The organism is Agrobacterium sp. 16-2014-1-2a (assembly GCF_053522705.1).
On record NZ_JBNWBX010000004.1, the window covers coordinates 135,195 to 158,175 of the forward strand.

At 55.4% G+C, this 22,981-nt stretch carries 19 protein-coding genes; 7 read left to right on the top strand and 12 right to left on the bottom strand.

Translation table 11 applies throughout. From position 1 onward, the window contains the following. Window positions 1-127: 127 nt before the first annotated feature. Together ACQZ45_RS14825 and ACQZ45_RS14830 are read left to right on the top strand one after the other, a co-directional pair. Complete coding sequence (locus ACQZ45_RS14825; RefSeq protein ID WP_065688515.1) at window positions 128-928, top strand: hypothetical protein; 801 nt, start codon at window positions 128-130, stop codon at window positions 926-928. 208 nt (window positions 929-1,136) lie between these two features. Next, a complete protein-coding gene (locus ACQZ45_RS14830; RefSeq protein ID WP_004431095.1) occupies window positions 1,137-2,087 on the top strand; it encodes a bile acid:sodium symporter family protein in 951 nt (316 codons plus the stop codon). Between the two features lie 143 nt (window positions 2,088-2,230). On the opposite strand, the gene ACQZ45_RS14835 is transcribed toward ACQZ45_RS14830, so the two are convergent. Both ACQZ45_RS14835 and ACQZ45_RS14840 read right to left on the bottom strand, forming a co-directional pair. After that, the gene (locus tag ACQZ45_RS14835; protein WP_065688516.1) at window positions 2,231-3,010 is read right to left on the bottom strand and encodes a 2-keto-4-pentenoate hydratase; all 780 of its coding nucleotides are present in this window, start codon (window positions 3,008-3,010) and stop codon (window positions 2,231-2,233) included. A gap of 433 nt (window positions 3,011-3,443) precedes the next feature. Continuing rightward, window positions 3,444-5,207, bottom strand: coding sequence for an ABC transporter ATP-binding protein (locus tag ACQZ45_RS14840; protein ID WP_065688517.1), 1,764 nt, complete (start codon window positions 5,205-5,207; stop codon window positions 3,444-3,446). A gap of 451 nt (window positions 5,208-5,658) precedes the next feature. Between ACQZ45_RS14840 and ACQZ45_RS14845 the strand changes: the two genes are divergently transcribed. The 4 genes from ACQZ45_RS14845 (at window position 5,659) to ACQZ45_RS14860 (ending at window position 11,096) form a co-directional block, all read left to right on the top strand. Next, on the top strand, window positions 5,659-6,042 hold the full coding sequence (locus ACQZ45_RS14845; RefSeq protein WP_448742316.1) for a GtrA family protein: 384 nt from the start codon (window positions 5,659-5,661) through the stop codon (window positions 6,040-6,042). An 85-nt stretch (window positions 6,043-6,127) separates the two neighbouring features. After that, on the top strand, window positions 6,128-6,865 hold the full coding sequence (locus ACQZ45_RS14850; RefSeq protein WP_065688518.1) for a class I SAM-dependent methyltransferase: 738 nt from the start codon (window positions 6,128-6,130) through the stop codon (window positions 6,863-6,865). Between the two features lie 223 nt (window positions 6,866-7,088). Beyond that, window positions 7,089-10,157, top strand: a complete 3,069-nt coding sequence (locus ACQZ45_RS14855; protein ID WP_448742317.1) for a glycosyltransferase — start codon at window positions 7,089-7,091, stop codon at window positions 10,155-10,157. Between the two features lie 15 nt (window positions 10,158-10,172). Beyond that, on the top strand, window positions 10,173-11,096 hold the full coding sequence (locus tag ACQZ45_RS14860; RefSeq protein WP_065660258.1) for an NAD-dependent epimerase/dehydratase family protein: 924 nt from the start codon (window positions 10,173-10,175) through the stop codon (window positions 11,094-11,096). Between the two features lie 40 nt (window positions 11,097-11,136). On the opposite strand, the gene ACQZ45_RS14865 is transcribed toward ACQZ45_RS14860, so the two are convergent. From ACQZ45_RS14865 to ACQZ45_RS14910, 10 genes are all read right to left on the bottom strand, one after another. Then, a complete protein-coding gene (locus ACQZ45_RS14865) occupies window positions 11,137-11,982 on the bottom strand; it encodes a glycosyltransferase family 2 protein (RefSeq protein WP_065688627.1) in 846 nt (281 codons plus the stop codon). Between the two features lie 127 nt (window positions 11,983-12,109). Further along, window positions 12,110-12,976, bottom strand: coding sequence for a glucose-1-phosphate thymidylyltransferase RfbA (rfbA, locus tag ACQZ45_RS14870; protein WP_065660259.1), 867 nt, complete (start codon window positions 12,974-12,976; stop codon window positions 12,110-12,112). Then, window positions 12,973-13,866, bottom strand: coding sequence for a dTDP-4-dehydrorhamnose reductase (rfbD, locus tag ACQZ45_RS14875; RefSeq protein ID WP_448742318.1), 894 nt, complete (start codon window positions 13,864-13,866; stop codon window positions 12,973-12,975). The genes rfbA and rfbD overlap by 4 nt, the downstream gene beginning before the upstream one ends. Before the next feature lie 5 nt (window positions 13,867-13,871). Then, window positions 13,872-14,927 (bottom strand): dTDP-glucose 4,6-dehydratase, encoded by a 1,056-nt coding sequence (gene rfbB / locus ACQZ45_RS14880; protein WP_448742372.1) that lies wholly within the window; start codon window positions 14,925-14,927, stop codon window positions 13,872-13,874. A gap of 2 nt (window positions 14,928-14,929) precedes the next feature. Further along, the gene (gene rfbC, locus ACQZ45_RS14885) at window positions 14,930-15,499 is read right to left on the bottom strand and encodes a dTDP-4-dehydrorhamnose 3,5-epimerase (RefSeq protein ID WP_112199234.1); all 570 of its coding nucleotides are present in this window, start codon (window positions 15,497-15,499) and stop codon (window positions 14,930-14,932) included. A 152-nt stretch (window positions 15,500-15,651) separates the two neighbouring features. Then, window positions 15,652-16,548 carry a MurR/RpiR family transcriptional regulator gene (locus ACQZ45_RS14890; RefSeq protein ID WP_448742319.1) on the bottom strand — a complete coding sequence of 299 codons (897 nt, stop codon included), beginning with the start codon at window positions 16,546-16,548 and terminating at the stop codon, window positions 15,652-15,654. A gap of 96 nt (window positions 16,549-16,644) precedes the next feature. Next, window positions 16,645-17,604, bottom strand: a complete 960-nt coding sequence (locus tag ACQZ45_RS14895; protein ID WP_448742320.1) for an ABC transporter substrate-binding protein — start codon at window positions 17,602-17,604, stop codon at window positions 16,645-16,647. 7 nt (window positions 17,605-17,611) lie between these two features. After that, window positions 17,612-18,652 carry a FecCD family ABC transporter permease gene (locus tag ACQZ45_RS14900; RefSeq protein ID WP_448742321.1) on the bottom strand — a complete coding sequence of 347 codons (1,041 nt, stop codon included), beginning with the start codon at window positions 18,650-18,652 and terminating at the stop codon, window positions 17,612-17,614. Beyond that, the gene (locus ACQZ45_RS14905; protein ID WP_448742322.1) at window positions 18,649-19,692 is read right to left on the bottom strand and encodes a FecCD family ABC transporter permease; all 1,044 of its coding nucleotides are present in this window, start codon (window positions 19,690-19,692) and stop codon (window positions 18,649-18,651) included. The genes ACQZ45_RS14900 and ACQZ45_RS14905 overlap by 4 nt, the downstream gene beginning before the upstream one ends. Next, the gene (locus ACQZ45_RS14910) at window positions 19,689-20,513 is read right to left on the bottom strand and encodes an ABC transporter ATP-binding protein (protein WP_448742323.1); all 825 of its coding nucleotides are present in this window, start codon (window positions 20,511-20,513) and stop codon (window positions 19,689-19,691) included. The genes ACQZ45_RS14905 and ACQZ45_RS14910 overlap by 4 nt, the downstream gene beginning before the upstream one ends. Before the next feature lie 272 nt (window positions 20,514-20,785). Between ACQZ45_RS14910 and ACQZ45_RS14915 the strand changes: the two genes are divergently transcribed. Then, window positions 20,786-22,957 (top strand): TonB-dependent siderophore receptor, encoded by a 2,172-nt coding sequence (locus ACQZ45_RS14915; RefSeq protein ID WP_448742324.1) that lies wholly within the window; start codon window positions 20,786-20,788, stop codon window positions 22,955-22,957. Window positions 22,958-22,981: the final 24 nt, after the last annotated feature.

The following is a 22,981-nucleotide window of genomic DNA, read 5'->3' on the forward strand; positions in this document are numbered from 1 at the left end:
CGGTGCTCGCGGCGCGATTGCAGCGTATGATAGAAAATCGGACTTGTTGCCGGATGTCAAATCGGTTTACCTTCGGTGCCGGACGGGGGGTAAGCCTTTGCTAAAATTATCTATTTTTTCGACCGTTATGGTTTTTTCCGCAAGCTTGGCCTTAGGTGCGGATGCGCAGAGTTTCACTCCCGCGGGAGTTGATCAACCCGATTGGGCGCTTCAGGTCACGGGCTATTTGTGGGCAACCGGGTTGAACGGCAACATTTCACCGTTCCGGCGTGCGCCGACGCTTCACGTCGAGAAATCATTTTCCGACGTCATGGATGATCTCAACTTCGGGGGATTTGTTAATATCTGGGGGCGGTACGACCGCTTCGTTCTGTCCGGCGACTTGATGTATGTCGACACGACCGACAGCAAGGCCACCGGCCCGTTGCCGGCCCTGCAAATTCCCGGCTTGCCGACGCTGCCCCCGGGGGCGGCCATCAACGCTGATGTCGATACCCAGGAATTCATGGCAACGCTGCAGGCCGGGTATCGGATGGTGGATACCGAAGGCTTCACGCTCGATGCGCTGGCGGGCGCACGCTTCTGGCATATTTCCAACGAGGTCGCGGTTACGGCCAGTCACCCATTGATCGGCAGCGTGTCGGCAACCCATAAGGAAAACTTCGGCTGGGTGGATCCAGTCATCGGCGCAAGGGTATTTTTTGGCGTGACGGACCGGCTTTCACTTCAGGGTCAGGTCGACATCGGCGGATTTGGCGCAGGATCGGATCTGACATGGTCGGCCCTGGCGACGGTGAACTACATCTTTACCGATACACTCTCTGTCTCGGCCGGCTACAAGGTGCTTGATGTCGATTATTCGCATGGCGGCTACGTCTTCGATTCGCGGCTGAGTGGCCCTGTTGTCGGGCTGACCTACAGGTTTTGACGGTTTACGCCCGACGCACACCCTGTGCGGTCTACCCGCCTGTGGTTGTGAAGATGCACTTCACCCGCTGCGGCCGCGCTTTGCACTGATGTTTGTTGGGGCTCGTCCTGATCTCATCCGCGCATGGGCCACTGACCGTCCCGCGTGACCTTGACACAGCGACCATGCCGACTAGACGGGGTCTCATGTTCATTTTGGGAGTATAGACATGAAATCGCTGGCAGCCGTTTCGGCTTTCGTGGGAAGAACCTTTGCGGTCTGGGTCATCTTGTTTGCCGTTCTCGGCTTTTATTTTCCAGAAACCTTCAAGCAGATTGCGCCGTGGATCGTTACGCTTCTGTCGATCATCATGTTCGGCATGGGGCTCACGCTTTCGGTCGACGATTTTCGTGAAGTCGTGAGGCGCCCTGTTGATGTCACCATCGGTGTGCTCGGCCAATTCCTCATCATGCCGTTACTTGCGGTGCTGCTGACTCTGCTAATCCCGATGCCACCGGAAGTGGCAGCAGGTGTCATCCTGGTTGGCTGCTGCCCGGGCGGCACATCGTCCAATGTCATGACATATCTTTCGAAGGGCGATGTCGCCCTTTCCGTCGCCTGCACGTCAGTGACGACGCTTGCTGCTCCCTTGGTGACGCCATTCCTCGTGTGGTTGTTCGCCAGCCAGTTCCTGCCTGTCGATGGCTGGGCAATGTTCCTGAGCATCGTCAAGGTCGTGCTGGTCCCGCTGGCGCTTGGAGCCGCCTTGCAGAAGCTGTTGCCGAACGTCGTCAAGGCGGCTGTGCCTGCGCTGCCGCTTGTCAGCGTGATCGGTATCGTTCTGATTGTTTCGGCGGTTGTCGGCGCATCGAAAGGTGCGATAGCCCAGTCCGGACTGATGATATTTGCCGTCGTGGTTCTCCATAACGGTCTTGGATATCTGCTTGGCTATTTTGCGGCGAAGGCGACCGGTCTCTCCCTCGCCAAGCGCAAGGCAATAGCCATCGAGGTGGGAATGCAGAACTCCGGTCTCGGTGCCGCTCTCGCGACAGCCTATTTCTCGCCTCTCGCAGCTGTGCCCAGCGCCATCTTCAGCGTCTGGCACAATATCTCCGGCGCGTTGCTGGCCAACTGGTTTTCGGGCCGCGTGGACACGACGGCGACGACGAAAGCCGGATAGAATCGCCGGCCGGAGACTGGCCGAAGGGATGTGAAGCAGCCTGAAGAGGTTCTTCGGGATATGACGCTGCAGGTCCGCAACGCCTCGACCAAAATCGCCATCGACGCGGAAGCACTATCCGCGTCTATGGCGGCAGGCGACGATCAAGAGCATGAAAGCGTGAAAGCCCCGACCGGTTTCATATCGATATAGGTGTCGGCGGCAAGGTCGCTTGTTATCGCCCCACAAAGGCTGCCGGTGGTGACGATCTGTCCGCGCTTCAGCGTTCCATCTCTGTTGAGGGGGGAATTGGCGAAAGCGATAAGCGGCGCTAGCGGATCGATATTTGGGTGTTTCACCACCGCATCAAAACGAAGCTCTGTACCTTCGGTCACCGTAAGATGCGGCAGATCCCCGGTATTTTCGGCAAAGGTATCAACTATTGCCGCGTTGATTTCCGGCCCTAGAACAAATCCGCGATTGGCAAGGCGATCCGCCAGAAAAAGCGGGAAGGGAACCTGGTTCTTTTCCACCAGCCGGTAGCCGAGGAGCTCGACGCCGAGGTGCACCGCATCGATATGCGTTAATATATCGGCTCTGCTGAACGGGGTCGTCGTTGGGGCAGGAATATCGGAGGCGAGGGTGAAGCAGATTTCCACTTCGATGCCTTCAATGTCTCTTCCCGTAAAAGACGCGACGTTATCCTCATCGACGCCATAACAATCGACCATCGGCGCAGCAACCGCCTTCCCGTCCGGCCGGATCGCCAGCTTCCAGCCTCCCACTGTTTTGCCTGAAGCTTCAACGAAAGCGCGTTGAACGGCCATGGCATCTTCAAGGCTGTCTGGAACTAGGCCATCCACCTCGATTGACGCCAGCGGAATTTTGCCGCTGTTCAGGCCTGCTTTCAGAAGGCGCCGGGCCAGTTTTTCGATCGCCGTCATTCCAGTCATCATCCCTCATTCTGTCTATTGGCCGAATGCTGTCACGATTTGGCGCTGCTTGCCAAGGCCATCCATGCCAAGTTCGACGACTCTCCGGCTTTCAGGAAGACCGGCGGCTTACTTCCATGGCCGACGCGTGGCGGCATGCCGGTTGTGACGACGTCACCGGGCATGAGCCGCATCGAGCCAGAGCACTAGGTTTTGTAGATTGTCGATTTATCCGTCAGGGGAAGGAAGTCGTCGGCACCATGAGCGTTGCCGCGCCGCTAATAGGGTTGAGCGATGAACGCGTGGCAGATTCTGCCGCTCCTGGTGAGGGCAAGCGAGCGATATGGATATCGCCTTGTAATCGGCATAACCGTCCGAAGGTATCTGACGTAACAGGCAAGCTTAATAAGGATCGGGCGGCAATGCCGCCCAATAACTGTCTGACTTAGGCTACGTCCGCATCGAACTGGATGCTGTGCAAGCGTTTGTAGAGACCATCCGTTGCGAGCAGCTCGCGACGGCTTCCCTGCTCCACAACCTGACCATTATCCATGACGACAATCTTGTCGGCCCGGTTGATCGTGGAGAGCCGGTGGGCAATGACAATCGACGTCTTGTTAAACGTCAACCGCTCAAGCGCGTCCCGGACAAGCGCTTCGGATTCGGAATCGAGCGCGCTCGTAGCTTCGTCGAGGATCAATATGTCCGCATCTCTCAGCATGGCGCGGGCGATGGCAACACGCTGACGCTGGCCACCGGACAGACCGGAACCGTTTTCGCCAAGCTTGCTGTCATAACCATCAGGCATGCTCATGATGAAATCATGTGCGTTGGCCGCTTTGGCCGCAGCGATGATTTCCTCATCGGTAGCGTTGTCACGACCGACAGAAATGTTGTGCTTCACCGTTCCCGAGAAGAGGAAGGTTTCCTGACCCACGTAAGAAACATGCTCGCGCAAGCTTGCGAAGGACACGTCGCGCAAATCCATTCCGTTGATCTCGACCGAACCGCTTTGCGGATCATAAAGACGCATCATGAGGTTGATGATCGTCGACTTGCCGCTGCCGGAAGGCCCGACCAGCGCAGTCATCTTGCCACCCTCGAAGAGGACACTGACGTCCTTCAGAACCGGCTGGTTAGCAACATACTCGAAGCTGACGTTCTTGAGTTCCACATTGCCGCTTGCCTTGGGGAGCGGCTGGGCATCCTTCTTTTCGGCAAGTGTCAACGGAGCGTCCAGAACCTCGAACATCATACGCACGCCGATCATACCGCCCTCGATCTGGACACGCATGCGTGCCAGACGCTTGGCTGGCTCATAGGCGAGAAGCAGGGCAGTAATGAAGGCCATCAGGTCGCCCGGCGAACCACCTTTTTCAAGAACGGTGTAACCGGATACGGCGATGACGACTGCAATGGCGAGACCGGACAGTGTCTCCATGATCGGGCTGGTCGCCGCTTCAAGCTTCGCAATGCCATTGGCGCGTTGCTCGACATCGGATACCGCCTTGTTCATGCGCTGGCGCATCAGCTTTTCAAGCGAAAACGCCTTGATAACGCGAACCCCAATGCTGGTTTCCTGCACGACGTTGACGATCTCGCCGAGCGAAGCAAGTTCCGCTTCCATGATTTTGCGAACGCGACGCAGAACAAGGCGAACGCTGAGAATCGCGATCGGTCCGATAATCATGGAAATCGCACTCAGAAGGAAATTCTGGGCGAACATCACGATGATCAAGCCGACGAGCGAAAGCAGGTCACGGATAAAGGATGTAACGATGGTGTCTATGACGCTACGGGCTGCCTGCGCGTTATAGGTGACGCGAATTAGCAGTTCCGAGGAGGGCAGGTTCTGAAAAAAGGAAACACCCTGCTTCAAAAGCCTGTCGTAGATTTTGCGCTGTTGCTCGGCAACAATGCTGTTGCCTGCTTTGCTCAGGTAATAGCTCTGCACGAACGTGGCGAGGCCCTTCACGATGAAGATAGTCGCAACCGCGAAGGCAATCTTCAGGACAACGTCGAAGCCCTGCTTCAAATAAACGCTGTTGACGATATCGCGCATGATCCAAGCGCTGAGAGATGTCGTGCCGGCAACAACAACCATTGCCGCAATCGCCGCAGAATACCAGCCAACGTGTTTTTTGAAGTTTTCCTTAAAGAGCCGCGCTAGCAGCTTTTTGTCGTCTGCCGACAAAAACGATCCGATCACTGCAATATCCTTGCGAATTCAAGATAAATAACGTTCCAAGATAAGACCTGCTCACCGCCCCATGGCAAAGGTAAATGTCGTGTCACCTAGTCAGCATGTCACTTGTATTCACCTTGCTACACTGGTCAATCCACGTTGCGCTTACTTAACTCGACCGTTACTTAGGGATATCCGGCGCGCGAATCCAGATATTCCGGTAACGACTTGCGCATGTCAGGACGAGACGCTTCTGTCCAGAGCTATATGTGGCCCGCATTAGCTGCTAGCAAATAGTCTCCCGCATTCTGTCTGTCAATATCGGCGTTTTGGCCTAGTTCTCGGGCAAAGCGCGATCTGCCTTCCAATTGCGTGCTCCGACTGAATCGTAATATTAGATCCGCCATTGCCGTAAAAGAGACTATCGCGAGACGGCGATGAGTGTGTCCAACAGGGTGTAAGAAGCTGCGTCGAAATGAAGTCGATTTCTGAAATGTTCCCATCGCCTTTCGTTCGTTTCGTGTTATCTGGTGGCATAGCTGCAGGCGTCAACGTCCTATCGCGGGCAGCATTGTCCACAATTACCAGCTACTCTGCTGCCATCGTGATAGCCTATATCTTCGGGATGACGACGGCCTATGGCCTCATGAAGCTATTCGTTTTCGAGGAGTCTGGTTCCCGACAAGAGGCGGAATACCTGCGCTTTGGCTTGGTGAACGTGGTTGCGTTTGCACCGGTATGGGTCGTGAGCGTCGGACTGGCCACACGGCTATTCCCATGCGCCGGGTTCGGTGTTCATTCGCAGGCCGTGGCTCGTGTAATCGGTGTCTTAAACCCGGTCGCTACGAGTTACTTTTAGCGAGGACGCTATAAAATCAAACGTGTTCGAGAGTAACGTGATCTGGAATGGTTTAACTTCATGTTTTTGAAGCGGTGGAAATAAAATGCAATGTGTGGTTTGCGGCAGCGACGAATTCGTCAATAACAATGTAATTTGGGATGAGCTCGCTGAGGAATGGGGCATAAACAGCTTCGAACGGGGCTATATTGATCGACAACAGGGTACGCAGTGTTTGGGTTGCGGGTGTAATATTCGCAGTCAGGCCCTTGCGCGTTCTATAATGCGTCATTGGTCGTGGAAGGGTAGATTTGCGGACTTCGTTATTGATAGTAAGGGAAAAAAAGTTCTAGAACTCAATGAGTGCGCACAGCTATCGAACTACCTGAGGCAAATGCCTGATCGAACACTTGGAGAATATCCGGAAGTCGATATGCATTCGCTCCCATACGCGGATCAAACTTTCGATTTGATTGTCCATTCGGATACTCTCGAGCATGTCGAAAACCCTGTGAAAGCCCTGTCAGAGTGCAGACGGGTTTTGAAACCGGGCGGTCTTCTAGCCTACACGGTTCCGATAATTGTAGACAGGCTGACGCGTGATCGGAAGGGATTGCCAAACAGCTATCATGGTGCTCCAAGCTCCAACGCATCCGACTTTCAGGTTGTTACCGAATATGGAGCTGACGCTTGGAAGCATGTCGTTGAGGCTGGGTTTGAAGATGTCTGCCTGAGCACGTTCGACTATCCCGCGGGAATTGCAATTAGTGCATCGTGCGCAAGCGATCATCAGCCGGAAGCCTCGTGGTTGGGAAAATTCCTTTCAAGAGGAAAAAAATCGTAAGTCTTTCTCAGATGGCCGTCGCTTGGAGGTATCAATAATGCCTCTGAGCGCCTCCCGAATCCGTCACGGCGTTTTGAGAAGCGTGAGGTGTGTCTGAACTTCCGCACAACAGCTGCAAATAATCCCACTTGTTTTTAGGGGCGGGATCATTGTCTCGACTTGAGCCAGAGAATAGGGTATCCGCCTCGAAACATAACAGCTGCGTATTTTGCCGAGGAACAGTATGACCGACGATCTTGATTTCACCGGCGAACGCTATCTACCGACGATTGGTGGCAATATCTATCTCGAACATATGCATCGGTATCATCTGGCAAAAAATTTTGTCAGAGGTAAAGACGTTCTGGATATCGCAAGTGGTGAGGGTTTTGGCACTGCACTCCTGGCGGAAACTGCCCGATCAGTGATTGGCGTTGATATTTCAGATGAAGCAGTCCGACACGCGCAAGTGAAGTACAAAACCGGGAGCATTTCGTTTAAGACGGGGTCGTGCGAAGACATCCCGCTCCCGTCGGCGTCTGTGGATGTCGTCGTCTCATTTGAGACACTTGAACATATTGAGGCCCATGATCGCTTTATGCAAGAGATCAAACGCGTCCTGCGGGCTGATGGAATACTGATCATTTCGACGCCGGAAAAACACGCCTACACCGTCGCGACGGGGCTGGTAAATCCCTTTCATGTAAAAGAACTTTTTAAGAACGAATTCAATGAACTCTTGGGGCAACATTTTGCTCATGTCTCGATGCATGGCCAGAAGATAGGTTTCGGCTCGATCATCGCATCAGAAAACCAGTCTGCGCGGTTTTTTGAAACAGACTCTGGAAGTGGCGCAACTGCGGCCGGTATCGATGCGCCGATGTATATGATCGGTGTCGCATCAGATCGACCCGTTGAGAATGTGAGCATGAGCGGGGTTTTCTCGCAGGATATTCAGTCTTCCGAACCCGTCTTGAAGCGCGTAGAGTTCGAGGAAGCACAGTGGTCTGATGCGTTGATGAAGGATATTGACCATATTTCCGGTCAAGTAGATGCGCTTCAGCGAAGCAATTGGATGAGCAGTGCTTCTTTGGCAAAACTGTTGAAGCGACTGATTTACGCCCGGCTGCTTTATACACTGTCGAAAATAAAAGCTTTCAGTACGCGTCGACGGAAAAGATTTTTGAAGTCTGCTGAGAAACGCGATCCCATGTTGCTGTCGCGCAAGGTGGATCAGTTTTGCCTCGACTATTATCAAAAGATCACAACAAACAAAATTATCGCGGCTAGCCGTTCAAACCTCAGTGCGCGTAGCGGCGTGAGGGTGACAGCTATTGTTCCCAATTTCAACCATGCCCGTTATCTACCTCAACGCCTCGACAGCATCTTGGCGCAGACTTATCCTCTCATCGATATTCTGGTCCTTGACGACTGTTCCACCGATGACAGCCGGTCGGTGATCGATTCCTATGTCAAACGTTTTCCAGAGCGTATCAGGGCAATTTACAATACCGAGAACTCCGGCAATGTTTTCCGCCAGTGGCAAAAGGGCCATTCCCAGGCAAAAGGTGACCTCGTCTGGATTTGTGAAAGCGACGATTTTTGCGAGCCCACATTTGTTGAGCGGACGATAAGTGCATTCCGAGATCCAAGCGTGATGTTAGCGTTTGGCCGCATTCAGTTTGCCAACAGTGATGGCAATTATTTCGCGGGACTGGATCACTATCGGGAAGATAGTGAACCCGGGATCTGGGACGTTCGAACCGTCCGCCCCGCGGCGGAATGGTTCCGTGGCGGCTTTGGAGTAAAGAACGTGATTGCAAATGTCGGCGGCAGCTTGTGGCGCCGGTTCGACATTTCCGACCAAGTCTGGGAAGAAGCGCGCAGCTTTAAGATAATGGGAGATTGGTATCTCTACTCGGTTATTGCCGGTGGTGGACAGATTGCATATGAACCGAGCGCAATAAGCTATTTCCGAATTCATGAGAGCAATACGTCCGGCAGCAGTGCCCAGTCTAAACCCGAATATTACAAGGAATACGCGCGACTGATGGCGGCATTGAAAGGCCGCTGGGATATTCCGGATGATACTCTGCAGCGCTTTATCGAGGTATGCCGCAGTGTTTCAAAAGGTGCCGGCTTGCAGGGAGCAAATTTTGACGAATTATTGAATGCGCCGGCACTTCGCGCCATACCGCGCGACAACATCCATGTGCTTATTGGTATTTTAGGCTTTTCTTTCGGCGGCGGCGAGATATTCCCTATTCATCTCGCAAACGCGCTTCGCCGCAAAGGCGTGATGGTTTCTATTCTGCAGATGCACGATGTCGATGACCATAGAGATGTCAAACGGATGCTGAATCCGGGAATTCCCGTCTACACGGCAAATGCGGTTCGTGACATGGGCGTAGACAACTTTATCAAAAATGCCGGTATCTCCATCGTCCATTCGCACGTTGCCAATGTCGAGGGGTTTTTGCTCGATGGTGTAGGCGTTTCAGTTCCTTTCATCTCTACGCTGCACGGCTCCTACGAAGCTATGGATGTTGCAACGACCAGGATTTCGCGTTGGAGTAAAAAAATTGATCGGTTCGCGTATACGGCTGATCGAAATTTGACGCCGTTCAATAACTTGCAGATTCCGCAGGACAAATTTCTAAAAGTGAAAAATGCGATGCCTGTCGATGATGTCTCATTTCCAAAAAATCGAGCGCAACTCGGTGTCGCGGATGATGCGGTGGTATTTGCTCTCGTCGCAAGAGGAGCGGAAGGAAAAGGTTGGGCTGAAGCTGTAAAGGCCTACCTTATCCTGCGTGAACGGCGGCCAGAGGTGCCGATGGCATTGCTGATGGTTGGCGAAGGACCTGCAACCGATGCTGCAAAACAGTTGGCGGCTTCCGATTCAACAATTCACTTCCTCGGCTACGTGACAGAGATTTATGGTCTCTATCGCATGAGTGATGTCGCCCTGATACCCACGCGCTTTCCGGGGGAATCTTATCCTCTTTGCCTGATACAAGCGCTGCAGGTTGGTGTGCCCTGCGTTGCAACCGATATCGGTGAGATCAGGGGCATGTCTCAGATCGACGATCGGCAAGCTGGCATCATTATCGCCAATGATAGCGATAATGTCCGGTTCGTGGCAGAGTTGACGGCAGCAATGGAAAAGATTTTGGACAAAACGCTTCGCGAGGGGCTGAAGGAAAACGCAGAAGCTTTGGGGAAGACATACGACATCGATGTGTTGGCTGGCGAGTATCTGGATGAGTATTGTACGATCCTGACGCGACGTTCCTCTCCGCAGTCGAATTAAGGTGATTGGCTTTTCATGAACATATTGGTTCTCGGCGGAGGCGGCTTCATAGGCTGCCATCTTGTGGAAGATCTGGTGGCGGCAGGGCATGCCGTCACGGTTATGGGAAGAAGCCGGCTATCCTCACGTCCTCTTTCAACTGAGGTTCAGTACATCTCGGGAGAACTGGCCGATAGCAAACTGATGCGCAAGGTCTTACGAGATGTCGATGCCGTCGCTCATCTTGTAAGTGGCACGGTTCCGTCTACGGGTGACAAGGATCCAGGAAGAGACGTGGAAGTCAACCTGCTGGGAACCCTCAGTCTTCTGGAAGATATGGCCGCGTGCGGCGTAAAACGGATATTGTATTTGTCGTCCGGTGGCACGGTTTATGGAAAACCGCAGGAAATTCCGATTCCGGAAGGCCACATTCTGGATCCGATATGTTCATACGGTGTGGTGAAAGTCGCAATTGAGTCCTATCTCAAGCTCTACGAGATGAAGGCCGGCTTGCAACCGATCGTGATACGTGCGTCCAATCCCTACGGCCCGTATCAGGGCAATCTTGGGGTGCAAGGCATCATTGGGACTTATCTGAATCTCGCTCTCAAGCATCAACCGATCGAAATTTGGGGTGATGGTTCGACCATCAGGGACTATATCCACGTCAAGGACCTCGCCAGCCTCTGTGTCGCCGCGCTGCAAAGCGACAAGATCGGGATCTACAACGGCGGCAGTGGTACTGGCACGTCAGTCCTGCATATAGCGGAAGTGGTTCAGGAGATTACCGGAAATCCCATACCGATCATCTACAAGCCCCATCGCAGTCTGGATGTTCCTGTATCGGTTCTGGATGTGGAGCGGGCAAAGATGGATTTCGACTGGAATCCGAAGATTGGCCTTAGGGAAGGCATTGCTGGCGTATGGTCTTGGCTCAAGGAAAGTCAGGTAAAATCCTAAGGTACTTGGAGAGTGAAAAACTTGCGAGTGCTGAACTCTGTTAGAGGCCGATGGGATTCTTGCTGGTCGCCCCCTTGAAAAAACCGACAGCCTTTGCCCGACGCCGCGCTGAAAAAAGAACGGTTGGCGAAAGTAGAAGCGCAAGCGCCTGAACGAATGTCGAAGTTTTTGGGAAGGGTCTCTTGTGTTTGATGCCCGTGTAAATCCTCGATCGAGCCATGTGAAAGGCCTTCAGATGCGCGATCTGAGGTGAACGCCCTGAAGAATGTCCCGCCGCATGAACGGTCAGGGAATTGCGCACGAACATGAGTGGCCCCAGTTGCGCAAGACGCAGGGAAAGGTCGTCATCTTCGTGATAGAGGAAAATATTGGGGTCAAAGCCTCCAACTTTTTCGAAATTTTGCTTCGAAACAACAAATGCGGCGCCGCTGAGGACCGGCACGGGGCGGTCGGCGTCGGGCCATCCCTTCTTCATGTAGTCGCTGCGCGGCAGGAGCCATGAGCGACGCTTGAAGTACTCACTTCCATCCGCGTTGGCGATTCGCGGATTGAAAGCGACTGCTGAAGGATATTGCTCTATTGCCTCCAGCAGTGCCTCAAGAGCGCCGGGCTTCAATCTCGCGTCTGGATTCAAAAACAGGATCCAGGGTGTCTGGACGACTTCCGCTCCTGCATTGCAGCCTCGGCCAAAGCCTAAATTTTCATCAAGCCGGACGATGTCGATGTTTCTTCCTTTAGGAAGACTTGCGAAACTGTTAGTCCGCCCGTTGTCGACAAGAACGATTGGCGTCTCCGCGGGGATCGATGCGATCATGTCAACAATGAGCGCATCGCTCTTGTAGCAAACGGAAACGATTGTCACCGCTGAAAGTGGGAGTTTTGCCATTTCGTATCCAATGGGTGGGTAGCGAGTGTGCGCCTGCATTCATTATTGTTTCAAGCCTGTCCAACGAACAGACGTCTAACGAATTCAGTCTCCATCTTACATCAATGGCAGATGATCAAAGCGCTTGCTAGGATGCCGCAAGCATTCTCAAGTAAACACCGTAATCACCTTTGCCGGCCTTTTCGGCGATTTCTGAAAACTGGGCCTTCGTAATGAATTCCTTGCTGAAGGCAACTTCTTCAGGGCAAGCTATCTTGAAGCCCTGACGCTTTTCCAGGGTGCGCACAAATTCCCCGGCTTCGAGCAGGCTATCCGGCGTTCCGGTATCAAGCCAGGCGTAACCGCGACCCATGATGGATACCTTCAGCTTTCCGCGTTCCAGATAGACGCGGTTCACGTCCGTTATCTCATACTCGCCGCGCGCGGAAGGCTTGAGATTGGCGGCGATGTCCACGACATCGGCGTCATAAAAATACAGACCGGTAACGGCCCAGTTGGATTTGGGCTTTAACGGCTTTTCTTCAATGGACAGCGCGCGCATCTCGCTATCGAACTCAACGACGCCATAACGTTCAGGATCGTTGACGTGGTAGGCGAAAACGGTGGCTCCGTCATTGACGCCGGTACCGCTTTGCAAGAGCTCCGGCAGTCCGTGCCCGTAATAGATATTGTCGCCGAGGATCAGGCAGGACGGGGAGCCACCAATGAAGTCGGCGCCTATCATGTATGCTTGGGCAAGCCCGTCCGGGCTTGGCTGAACGGCGTATTCGATCGAGAGACCCCATTGGGAACCGTCTTTCAGAAGGTTCTGGAAAAGCGGCATGTCATGTGGAGTCGAGATGATGAGGATCTCGCGAATGCCGGCCAGCATCAACGTCGTCAGCGGATAATAGATCATCGGCTTGTCGTAGACGGGCAGAATCTGCTTCGAGACCGCCAATGTCATAGGATGCAGACGGGTTCCGCTGCCTCCGGCAAGAATGATGCCCTTCATGGCATTTCCTTTTTGTTCTGCGCTAGGGCGGCCATGACCGCGCGCGTTGATGTCTGCCATTCCGGCAATCTTATTCCATAAACTACTTCCAGCTTGCTGCAATCAAGCCGGGAGTTTGCCGGGCGTCGGGCCGGGGTAGGGTATTGTGCGGTCGTGATGTCATTGACAATCATCGACTTTCCGCCGTTTTCCGCAGAAAACTCGAATATCTGTTTGGCAAAACCCGCCCAGTTCGTTTCACCTGTGCCTGACATGTGAAAAACGCCGCGAAGATGCGCCGAAGGATCCGTCGCAAGTCTTTTTGCGATCGACACAATTGCGATGGCGATGTCATTTGCCGAGGTGGGGCAGCCAAACTGGTCCGCAACCACATTGATCTCGTCGCGGCTTTCGCTTAGCCGCAGCATGGTTTTTACGAAATTGCTGCCATATTCCGAATAGACCCATGCCGTTCGCAAAATGGCGTAGTTGTCGGTGTTTTCAGAAACGGCGTGTTCGCCTGCGAGCTTTGAGCGGCCGTAAACGGAAGCCGGTCCTGTGGGATCATTCTCGACGTAAGCAGTGGTCTTGGTGCCGTCGAACACATAATCTGTGGAAATATGAATGACGGGAACACCGATGACATTTGCGGCTCGCGCGACGGCTTTTGCTCCGTCCCGATTGACGGCAAAAGCGATGCCTGGTTCGCTTTCCGCTTTATCCACGGCGGTGTAGGCAGCGGCCGATACCACGACATCGGGTTTCGCCTCCCGCAGCGCTTTGAAGACGGTGTCAGGTCGCGCAAGGTCAAGCTCCGGCCGGCCAAGAGCAACAATCTCCAGACCGGGTCCGGCCAGTGCCTGAAGGGCACTAACGACCTGTCCATTTTTCCCGGTGACTGCCAGCCGCATCCGGTTCAGTCCTTCGTCAGAACGCCGAGGCGCTCACCTGAGTAGACGCCTTGACGCAGCGGCTCCCACCACCATTCATTGTCGAGGTACCATTCAACGGTCTTGCGAATTCCAGTCGCAAAATTTTCCTGTGCTTTCCAACCCAGTTCCGTTTCGAGCTTTGTTGCGTCGATAGCGTAGCGGGCATCGTGACCAGGGCGATCCGTGACGTATTTGATAAGCTCGGCATAAGGCTTTGACTGCGGGCGCAGTTCGTCCAGAATGGAGCAGATGCAATTCACAACATCGATGTTCTTCTGCTCGTTTCTACCGCCGACATTGTACTTTTCGCCGGCGAGCCCCGTCTGGACAATGAGCCACAGAGCGCGGGCGTGGTCTTCCACATAAAGCCAGTCGCGGATGTTAGCGCCGTTTCCATAGACCGGAAGCGGCTTGCCTTCCAAGGCGTTTAGGATAATCAGCGGAATGAGTTTTTCCGGGAAGTGGAATGGCCCGTAATTGTTGGAGCAGTTGGAAATCACGACCGGAAGGCCATAGGTCCGCTGCCATGCCGTGGCGAGATGGTCGCTTGCGGCTTTTGAAGCGGAATAGGGCGACGAGGGATCGTAGGGCGTTGTTTCTTCGAAGAGGCCATGCTCTCCGAGCGAACCGTAGACCTCGTCGGTGGAGACGTGAAGCATGCGGAAGGCTGATTTTGCGTCTTCGACAAGACCGTTCCAATATTGCCGCGCTGCTTCCAGCATCGTGAAAGTGCCATTGATATTGGTCTGAATAAAATCAGCCGCGCCGGTGATGGAGCGATCGACATGGCTTTCGGCCGCCAGATGCATCACGTAGTCCGGCTGAAATGTCGCGAAAGCGTCATTCATTGCGGCACGGTCGCATATATCCGCCTGAAGAAAGCGGTGGTTTGGCGCGTTTTCGATAGGCTTCAGTGAAGCCAGATTTCCCGCGTAGGTCAGCTTGTCGACTGTGAGAACATCCGCGCCGACCTCGCTTACGAGATAGCGCACAAGGGCCGACCCGATAAATCCGGCGCCGCCGGTGACTAGAACGCGCATCATCAATTTCCAGTTTTTTGATAGGTGAAATATTCAGGCAATTCGGACAGAGACGGCTGCTTGGCATCCTTGTCGGAAAGCACGCAACTGTCCATCTTTGGCCAGTTGATGCCGATGGCGGGATCATCCCATTTGACACCGCGATCATGGACGGCGCTATAGGGAGCTGTCACCTTGTATGAGATAACGGTGTCGTCAACCAGCGTCATGAAACCGTGGGCAAAGCCTGCCGGAACCCACAGCTGCTCGCCGTTTTCCGGTGAAAGCTCAACGGCGGTCCATTGTCCGAACGTGGGTGATCCGGTTCTGATATCAACCGCAACGTCCAATAGTCGTCCACGAAGGCAGCGGACGAGTTTGCCCTGTGCGAAGGGTTGCGTCTGGAAGTGAAGGCCACGAACAGTTCCGGCCTGCGCGGACAGAGATTCATTGTCCTGCACGAATTCGACATCCGAGACATTCTCGCGAAACCATTCCCGTTTGAAAACTTCGCTGAAGTAACCCCTGCTGTCTCCAAACCGAGCTGGAGTTATCTTTTTTAAGCCTGATATCGAGAATGCTTCTACCTGCACGTCGCGGATCCTGTCTGGTCTGCCTGCTTACGGTGATATGACTTCATCGCTTCGGACAGTCAATAACGCTTTATCAGTCTACCACACAAGAGTATCTCGTCTCCGACAGGGAGTATAACGGATAGCTTGCCGGTCCGAACCTCGCCTCGACACTATGTCCGCTTGTGCGGCCTGATCGACGTTCTCAGTTCCACCAGCCTTTCCAGTGTCTCAAGGCTTCGATCGGGACGGGCAGCGGAGAGGGCGAGCGCCATGGTTTCCATGGCGATGAAGGATGGGGCGTGTAGTGCTACCCCTTCGTTCTTTGCACGGGGCAGCAGGAGATAAGCGTTGGCGTGTTTTTTGAGAACGCTGTCTTCCTGGCCGAGCAGCATGATAATCGGGATGTCGAGGCGACCAGCCTCAGCGATTGCGGTTTGGGCTTCGCGGTGGGCGCGGCCGTGCAGGAGCATGATGAGGACGTGGCCGTTTTCAAGGTCGAGCAATTGTTCGGCAAGCGTAATGCCGGTGGCGTTCAGCGCATAGGAGCGAACGCCTGAGCGCTGGAACAGCCGGGCGGCATAGGTGGCGATGACGCCGGAGGCTCCGATGCCGAGGACACCGATGCCGTGTGCTTCCGCCAGAAGACGCACGGCGGCGGCCATGGCGTCGCGGTTTTCCACAGTGGCCAGCATTTCCAGCGCGTTTTTCTGGTTCTCGAGAACGAAGTCGATTGCCGCGTCGCAGTTGCCCGAAATGGATTTCGTGGTAGCGGCCAATTTTTCAACCGGCGAATCCGTCACGCCGAGATAGGCCTCCAGAGTTTCCTTGAGGTCGACTAGCCCCTGAAACCCAAGTGCCTGAATGGCGCGAATGACCGTCGCATCGGAGGTATTGGTCTCAAAGCCGATCTCCAGCGCCGATTTACCGAGAACGGCATGGCGGTGGCCGTCAATATATTCGGCAACGGCAAGCAGCCCTGGCGAAAGACGGTCGCGGCGCTTGCGTAGTTGCTCACCGAAACGGTCTGTATGTCTAGGCCTTGATGTACGGGTCTCGCCAGTCGTCATGGGACTTTCCGTGAAGGTGAGTTTCTTACTCTTCTTCACGGATTAGCAGTGCGCCAAGCTCCCAGGCAAGCGCTTTTGTCGCGGCAATCGTTCCCCCTACTTTTCAGCCGTGGGCCTTACCGTGAGATGCGACTGGATGGCGGAGACCATGAGGCTGAGGGCGGCGTAGGAGTTGGAGATTGCCTCCTCCCGCGGCAGAAGGATGTAGCGACCGTTGCGGCAGGCCTGCAGAAAATTGCAGAAACCCGGCATTACAGCTTCCATCATGTCGATTTCGGCCTGCGGAGAAGCGCCGGTATCGGAACGATAGGGATCGAAAATGAAGTCGGCGTCGAGCTCCGGCAAACGCTCTGCGCTGATCTCGATGCGCTCGCCGTCTGGAATATCGTCGATGATGGCTGGGAAACGAAAACCGGCATCTCGCAGCACCCGGCCGAGCGCACGATACGTATGGTAGACGCTAATCTTGCCATTCAGTGGCTGGAACACAGAGACAGTGCTCGCGCCGGTATCGACCGATGCCTTCAGCGCTTCGATCTGCGCCCGGTAGCGTCGGTCCAGAACGGCAAGTCGCGCCTGCGTGCCGGTCAGTTCAGCCAGCACCCTGTAGATATGCGGCGCGCCGTCCTTCGTATTGTCGATGGCGACGGTCGGGGCAATCTGTTCCAGTTTTTCGATAGGGGTGGGGCGGTCCGGTTCGGTCAGGATGAGATCGGGCTTGAGGGCGACTATCGCTTCCAGATCGGCGTTGATGGAGCCGATATAGGCGATGTCGCTATTGTCGAAATCGACACCGGTCAGAATGGCGCTGGAGCGCAGGTAGGGTTTGCCGTCTCCACCCATGCGGCCATGGCTACCCACCGGTATCACACCCAATTCTATCAGCGGGATGGTGAGATCGATGTCGTGCAGGGCGACGATACGTTTCGGCTGTAAGGGGACAGACACGGTGCGGCCGAGGTCGTCGGTAAAGGTCCGGCTGCCCTCCGCGTGAGCAACGCATACCCCCAGAAGAAGTCCGGCGGTTGAAACGAAAGCGAGAATGGTATTGCGCATGAATGACCTATAGGCGGTGCCGGTGAAACCAAAGAAGGGTAAGAAGCGTGGGGGCGCCCACGGCCGAAAGAACGAGCCCGGTCGGCAATTCCAGCGGTGAAAAAGCGGTTCGGGCAATCGTATCGGCAATTGCAACCAGCGTCGCTCCTGCCAAACCCGCGCCCATAACAAGCCCGGTATTGGAGCTGCCCGGCAGCAAAAGTCGGGCGATATGCGGGCCGATCAGGCCGACAAAACCGATGCTGCCGATAAAGGAGATACAGGACGCGGTGAGAACGACCGCAAGGATGGCATGCAGCGCTGATAGCCAGCGGGTGTGAACGCCGAGTGCCGCTGCATTATTGTCGCCGAGCGCCTGAACATCGGCGGCGCGGGCGGTGAGGAGAACAAGACAAAGGGTGATGGCCAGGATGGCTGAAAGGATGGAGACGGCGCTCCAGGATGCGCCTTGCAGGTTTCCTACCATCCAGATCATCGCCGTCTGCAAATTGCGGATATCAAGCGATGCCATAAGGATAAGCAGCAAAGCTGATAAAAACCATGAGAAGCCGATGCCCGTCAGAACGAAGCGCAGCCGTGAGGTGACACCGGAAAGCGAAAAGACGATTGCAGCACTCGCCATCCCCCCGGCGATACCGGCCAGGGGGCGTAATATCACCGGCAGGGATGGCAACAAAAACAGGCAGCCCAGCACCGCGAGCAACGCGCCTTCGCGCACGCCGAGCAGGCCCGGGTCGGCAAGACTGTTGCGTGTGGTCGCTTGCATGATGGCACCGGCAACGCCCAGCATGGCGCCGGAGACCATGGCAAGCGCCAGACGCGAAAAACGAAAGTCGAGAAGCATCACGGCGTCATTCGAGGCGGGATGATTATTTCCAGCGGTCAATAAAGACCACAGGGAGGAGGCCGGGATATATTGGCTGCCGGCGGTAAGCGACCAGACGGCGACAAGCGTAAGGCAAAGGGTAAGCGTCACCAGAAAAACCAGCCGCTGCGGCAAGAGGCGAATTGAAAAATGCGCCAGTCTGATGACCCTGTAACGGTTCATTTAAGCACCCTGCGCACCAACCAGAGAAAGACCGGCGCCCCGACAAGGCCGGTCATTGCCCCAGTCGGCAGTTCCGTTGGTGCAAGGATCAGGCGGGCGGCGAGATCGGCGGCGATCAGTAAAACCGCGCCGCCGAGCGCGGCTATGGGAATGGCAAGCAGAAGCCGCCCCGTTTTTAGCCGCGACACGAGTGGTGGCACCACCAGACCGACGAAACCGACAGGCCCGGTGACGGCTATGGCCGCGCCACAGAACAGCGATATTGCGGTAAGCGCCAAGATCCGGGTCGAGCGGACAGGTACGCCAAGCGTTGTGGCGGTGGTGTCACCCAAAGCGAGCAGATCGAGCCGCGGCGCGACGGCGAATGCAAGGAGAAGTGCGATAATGGCGGCCGGCAGGGCGGCGGCGACGGCTGCCATCGAAATGCCTGCCGTATCGCCAACCAGCCAGAAGCGCATCTGCTGTAATGTTTCCTCGTTGAGAATGAGGATGGCGGAGGTAAGGGTTCCGGCAAGCGTCGACAGCGAGATGCCGCAAAAGACGAGTTTTGCTGGCGTCAGACCCTGCCGTCCGGCGGATGCGAGCAGAAGGACGAGTGAGAAGCTGATGCCTGCGCCGGTGGCCGCCAGCACAGGGCGCAAGGCCGGCGTTGCTATTAACCCCAGCGGCGTCACGGTCGCCGCGACGACCGCGAGGCTCGCGCCCGCATTTAATCCCAGAATATGCGGCTCGCCCAGCGGGTTTCGAAGCAGGGTCTGCAACAAAAGCCCTGCCACTCCAAGGCAGGCGCCGGCTTGCAGCGCCGCGAGCAGACGCGGAAGCCGCAGACGCAGCAAAACCTGCTGGTCAAAATTGCGGGCGTCGTAGGAAAATATCAGGTCATTCAGAACATGTGGGGCAATGGCGCGCGGGCCAGAGCCAATATGTGCCAGAATCAGAAGCAGCATGGCCAGAAGCATAAGCAGTGTTGCCGCAAGCGCGCGGCCATAGGCCTTTTCCTGCATGGCGGGCTTGCTGTAGCTCATCCTGGCGAACATCATGCCGCGCCAGTCCGTCCGGGCAGGGGAAGAAATACCGGCCTCGCCGTTACCGGATGCGTGAGCTGGGCGACAGGCATGTCGAAAACGTCCGAGATGATTTGGGCATCGCACAGCGTCGCTGTTTCGAGCCGGTGCCGCAACCGTCCATCCTTTAGAAAAATCAGGTGATCGGCATATTGCAGGGCGAGATTAATATCATGCAACACGGCAACGATCGTGCGGTTGTGGTGGGTGACGAGGCCAGTCAGCATATCCAGCACCTCTATCTGGTGATGCAGATCCAGAAATGTCGTCGGTTCGTCCAGCAGGATGATATCTGTCTGCTGCGCGAGCGCCATGGCGATCCACGCGCGCTGGCGCTGGCCGCCGGAGAGGCTGTCGATTGCTCTTTCAGCAAGGCCTGACATTCCGGTCACAGAAAGTGCCTCGTCCACTGCGTCCGCGTCTTCCTCGCTCCACTGCTTCAAAAATCCCTGATGCGGGTAGCGGCCACGGGAGACGAGATCGAAGACCGAAAGCCCTTCCGGCGCGTGGTTCTGCTGTGCCAGCATGCCCAGCCGCTTTGCCACCTCCCGTGTGGGATGATGAAATATGTCGCGGCCGTCGAGAAGGATATAGCCGCTTGCCGGGCGGTGCAGGCGGGCAAGTGCGGAGAGAAGCGTCGATTTTCCCGACCCGTTCGGACCGAGCAGAACGGTGAATCGGTTCGGGGCAACGTCTATGGACACGTCGGCAAGCACGGGCGTGTCGCCATAGGCAAACTCAATTGCCTTGGCCGCAAGACGTATGTCCGCGCGTCTATTTTTGCCACCGTCGTCCAAGATCTTCCCCGTTTGAATAAGCCGCCACCAGAATTATTGATGACTGTAGTAGTCAAGTATACAGCTTTCGAAAAGCCGGTTTTTACGCGGTGATTTGCACAAAAAGCGACGATCTTGAGCTCGAATCAGAACTGTGGAGGCATGAGGGAGCGCGCATTCGCCAGATGTTTCGCCCGTCACAAGCTGAATTAAAGTTGACTACTACATTCATCAATTGAAAGAGCGGTGCATCATCGTCGCGATGACGTAAGGGGCAGCCGGGGACAAGACAGATGCATGACGGTTCGATGATCATTCAGGTAGGCTCGCGAGCGCTGTTGGCGTTGCTTCTGGCCGGAGCTGCCCTGCCTGCTTTTGCGCAGGAGAACACGGCACCGAAGAAAAATGCCGACGGGACGACCGTGCTTGAGACGATAACCGTCAATGCCGACGTCAAAAAAGGCGCACGCGGCTATCAGCCGATAACCACGGGCACTGCGACGCGCACCGAGACGCCGATCCTCGATATTCCGCAATCGGTCAACGTCGTGACCAATGAAGTGCTTCGCGACCAGCAGGCGCGCTCGCTGGATGATGCGCTCGCCAATGTCAGTGGCGTTACCCAGTCAAACACGCTGGGCGGCACGCAGGATGCCGTTATCCGCCGTGGTTTTGGTGACAATCGCGACGGCTCGATCCTCATCAACGGGCTAAAGACCGCATTGCCGCATTCCTTCAACGATATGGCGGAGCGAGTGGAAGTGCTGAAAGGGCCGGCATCCACGCTCTACGGCATTCTCGATCCGGGCGGCATGGTGAATGTCGTGACGAAGGAGCCTGAAGAAATTTTCTCCGCCGAAGCCTATTCGCGCTTCTCAGCCTTTGGGGCGGGCAAGTATGGTACATCCGGCGGTTTCGATGTGACCGGACCTATTGCGGGAACGGATTTTTCCTATCGCCTGATCGGTCAGGGGGAGAACAGCGACTACTGGCGCAATTTTGGTGAGAAAAAGAACTGGCTGATCGCACCCTCGCTAAAATGGAGCGGCGAGGATACCGACATTACGGTTTCCTATATGCATGAGGATTACAGCGTGCCCTTCGATCGCGGCACGATCTTCGATCCGGCGACAGGAAAGGCAATCAATGTCAGCCTACGTCTCAGGCTGGACGAGGCCTATAACATCACCGATGGCAAATCCGATCTGGCGAGTATCTCAATAGACCGCCAATTGTCCGAAGACTGGAAACTGTCGCTGAACTACGCCTATAGCCAAAACGAATATTCCGACAACCAGGCCCGCGTGATGGGTTACAATTCCCGCACGGGGCAGGTGACGCGGCGCGCTGACGCCACGCAATATTCCACCATCTACAACCACGCGGCCCGCGCTGACCTGACCGGTGAGGCTGATATTGGTGGCCTGCGCAACGATCTGCTGTTCGGCATGTCCTACGATTACAGCGACACGCTGCGCACCAACATGTTGCGATGCGCAAATTCCTCGAATTTCAACATTAACAATCCCGTTTACGGCAGGTTGCCGGCGTGCACGACGGTCAGGGACGTCGACAGCGACCAGACGGAGGAGCTTTCCACTGCTTCGATCTATATGCAGGATGCCGTGCATCTGGGCGATCAATGGATCGCTGTCGGCGGTTTGCGCTACCAGTATTACGACATCTATGCCAGCAAAGGCCGCCCCTTCGTCGTCAACACCCAGAACAATGGCGGCGAACTCATTCCCAATGCCGGTCTCGTCTACAAGATCACGCCGGATGCATCCCTTTATGCCAATGTGGCGAAAACCTTCCGCCCGCAATCCTCGATCGGAGCCTATTATGGCGGGCTAGATCCGGAGGACGGCATTTCCTATGAGGTGGGCGCCAAGTTCGAGCTGTTCACCGGTTTGAATGCCAATATTGCTTTGTTTAATGCCCGCAAGCGCAATGTCGCCTATTCGGAGGATGTAGGCGGTGTGTCGACGGTGAAGGCCGCCGGTCTCGTTCGCTCGCGCGGGGTGGAGGTGGATATTGCCGGCAACCTTACCGATAGTCTCGATCTAATCGCAAGTTATGCCTATACGGACGCTCTCGTTCTCGAAGATTCCACCTATGCCGGCAAGCGCTTGCCGAATGTCGCGCGTCACACCGGCTCGCTGTTTCTTGCCTATGATGTCGGTGAGGTCGGGCCGAACGGCAACACGCTGCGGATCGGCGGAGGAGTGCGGGCCGTCGGCCAGCGTGCCGGCATCAACGACAATTCCTATGACCTGCCGGGTTATGCCGTCTTCGACGCCTTTGCGACCTATACGCTTCAGCTGGAGAAACCGGTGACCCTACAGCTCAATCTGAAGAACATCTTCGACAAAAGCTATTATACCTCATCCATTGGCTCCACTAGCTACGCCAATGCTGTCGGCGAGCCCTTCAACGTCAGCCTCACGGCCAGCGTGAAATTCTAAGGGTACAGGCGGCGCAGTCCATCT

What these genes read in the sequence shown, in the direction of transcription:
- ACQZ45_RS14845 (WP_448742316.1), top strand. Translation starts at nt 5,659, where the DNA reads ATGAAGTCGATTTCTGAAATGTTCCCATCGCCTTTCGTTCGTTTCGTG.
- ACQZ45_RS14915 (WP_448742324.1), top strand. Translation starts at nt 20,786, where the DNA reads ATGCATGACGGTTCGATGATCATTCAGGTAGGCTCGCGAGCGCTGTTG.
- ACQZ45_RS14890 (WP_448742319.1), bottom strand. Translation starts at nt 16,548, where the DNA reads ATGACGACTGGCGAGACCCGTACATCAAGGCCTAGACATACAGACCGT.
- ACQZ45_RS14905 (WP_448742322.1), bottom strand. Translation starts at nt 19,692, where the DNA reads ATGATGTTCGCCAGGATGAGCTACAGCAAGCCCGCCATGCAGGAAAAG.
- rfbB (WP_448742372.1), bottom strand. Translation starts at nt 14,927, where the DNA reads ATGCGCGTTCTAGTCACCGGCGGCGCCGGATTTATCGGGTCGGCCCTT.
- ACQZ45_RS14855 (WP_448742317.1), top strand. Translation starts at nt 7,089, where the DNA reads ATGACCGACGATCTTGATTTCACCGGCGAACGCTATCTACCGACGATT.
- rfbD (WP_448742318.1), bottom strand. Translation starts at nt 13,866, where the DNA reads ATGCGGCTGGCAGTCACCGGGAAAAATGGACAGGTCGTTAGTGCCCTT.
- ACQZ45_RS14850 (WP_065688518.1), top strand. Translation starts at nt 6,128, where the DNA reads ATGCAATGTGTGGTTTGCGGCAGCGACGAATTCGTCAATAACAATGTA.
- ACQZ45_RS14835 (WP_065688516.1), bottom strand. Translation starts at nt 3,010, where the DNA reads ATGACGGCGATCGAAAAACTGGCCCGGCGCCTTCTGAAAGCAGGCCTG.
- ACQZ45_RS14860 (WP_065660258.1), top strand. Translation starts at nt 10,173, where the DNA reads ATGAACATATTGGTTCTCGGCGGAGGCGGCTTCATAGGCTGCCATCTT.
- ACQZ45_RS14895 (WP_448742320.1), bottom strand. Translation starts at nt 17,604, where the DNA reads ATGCGCAATACCATTCTCGCTTTCGTTTCAACCGCCGGACTTCTTCTG.
- ACQZ45_RS14865 (WP_065688627.1), bottom strand. Translation starts at nt 11,982, where the DNA reads ATGGCAAAACTCCCACTTTCAGCGGTGACAATCGTTTCCGTTTGCTAC.
- ACQZ45_RS14825 (WP_065688515.1), top strand. Translation starts at nt 128, where the DNA reads ATGGTTTTTTCCGCAAGCTTGGCCTTAGGTGCGGATGCGCAGAGTTTC.
- ACQZ45_RS14900 (WP_448742321.1), bottom strand. Translation starts at nt 18,652, where the DNA reads ATGAACCGTTACAGGGTCATCAGACTGGCGCATTTTTCAATTCGCCTC.
- rfbA (WP_065660259.1), bottom strand. Translation starts at nt 12,976, where the DNA reads ATGAAGGGCATCATTCTTGCCGGAGGCAGCGGAACCCGTCTGCATCCT.
- ACQZ45_RS14830 (WP_004431095.1), top strand. Translation starts at nt 1,137, where the DNA reads ATGAAATCGCTGGCAGCCGTTTCGGCTTTCGTGGGAAGAACCTTTGCG.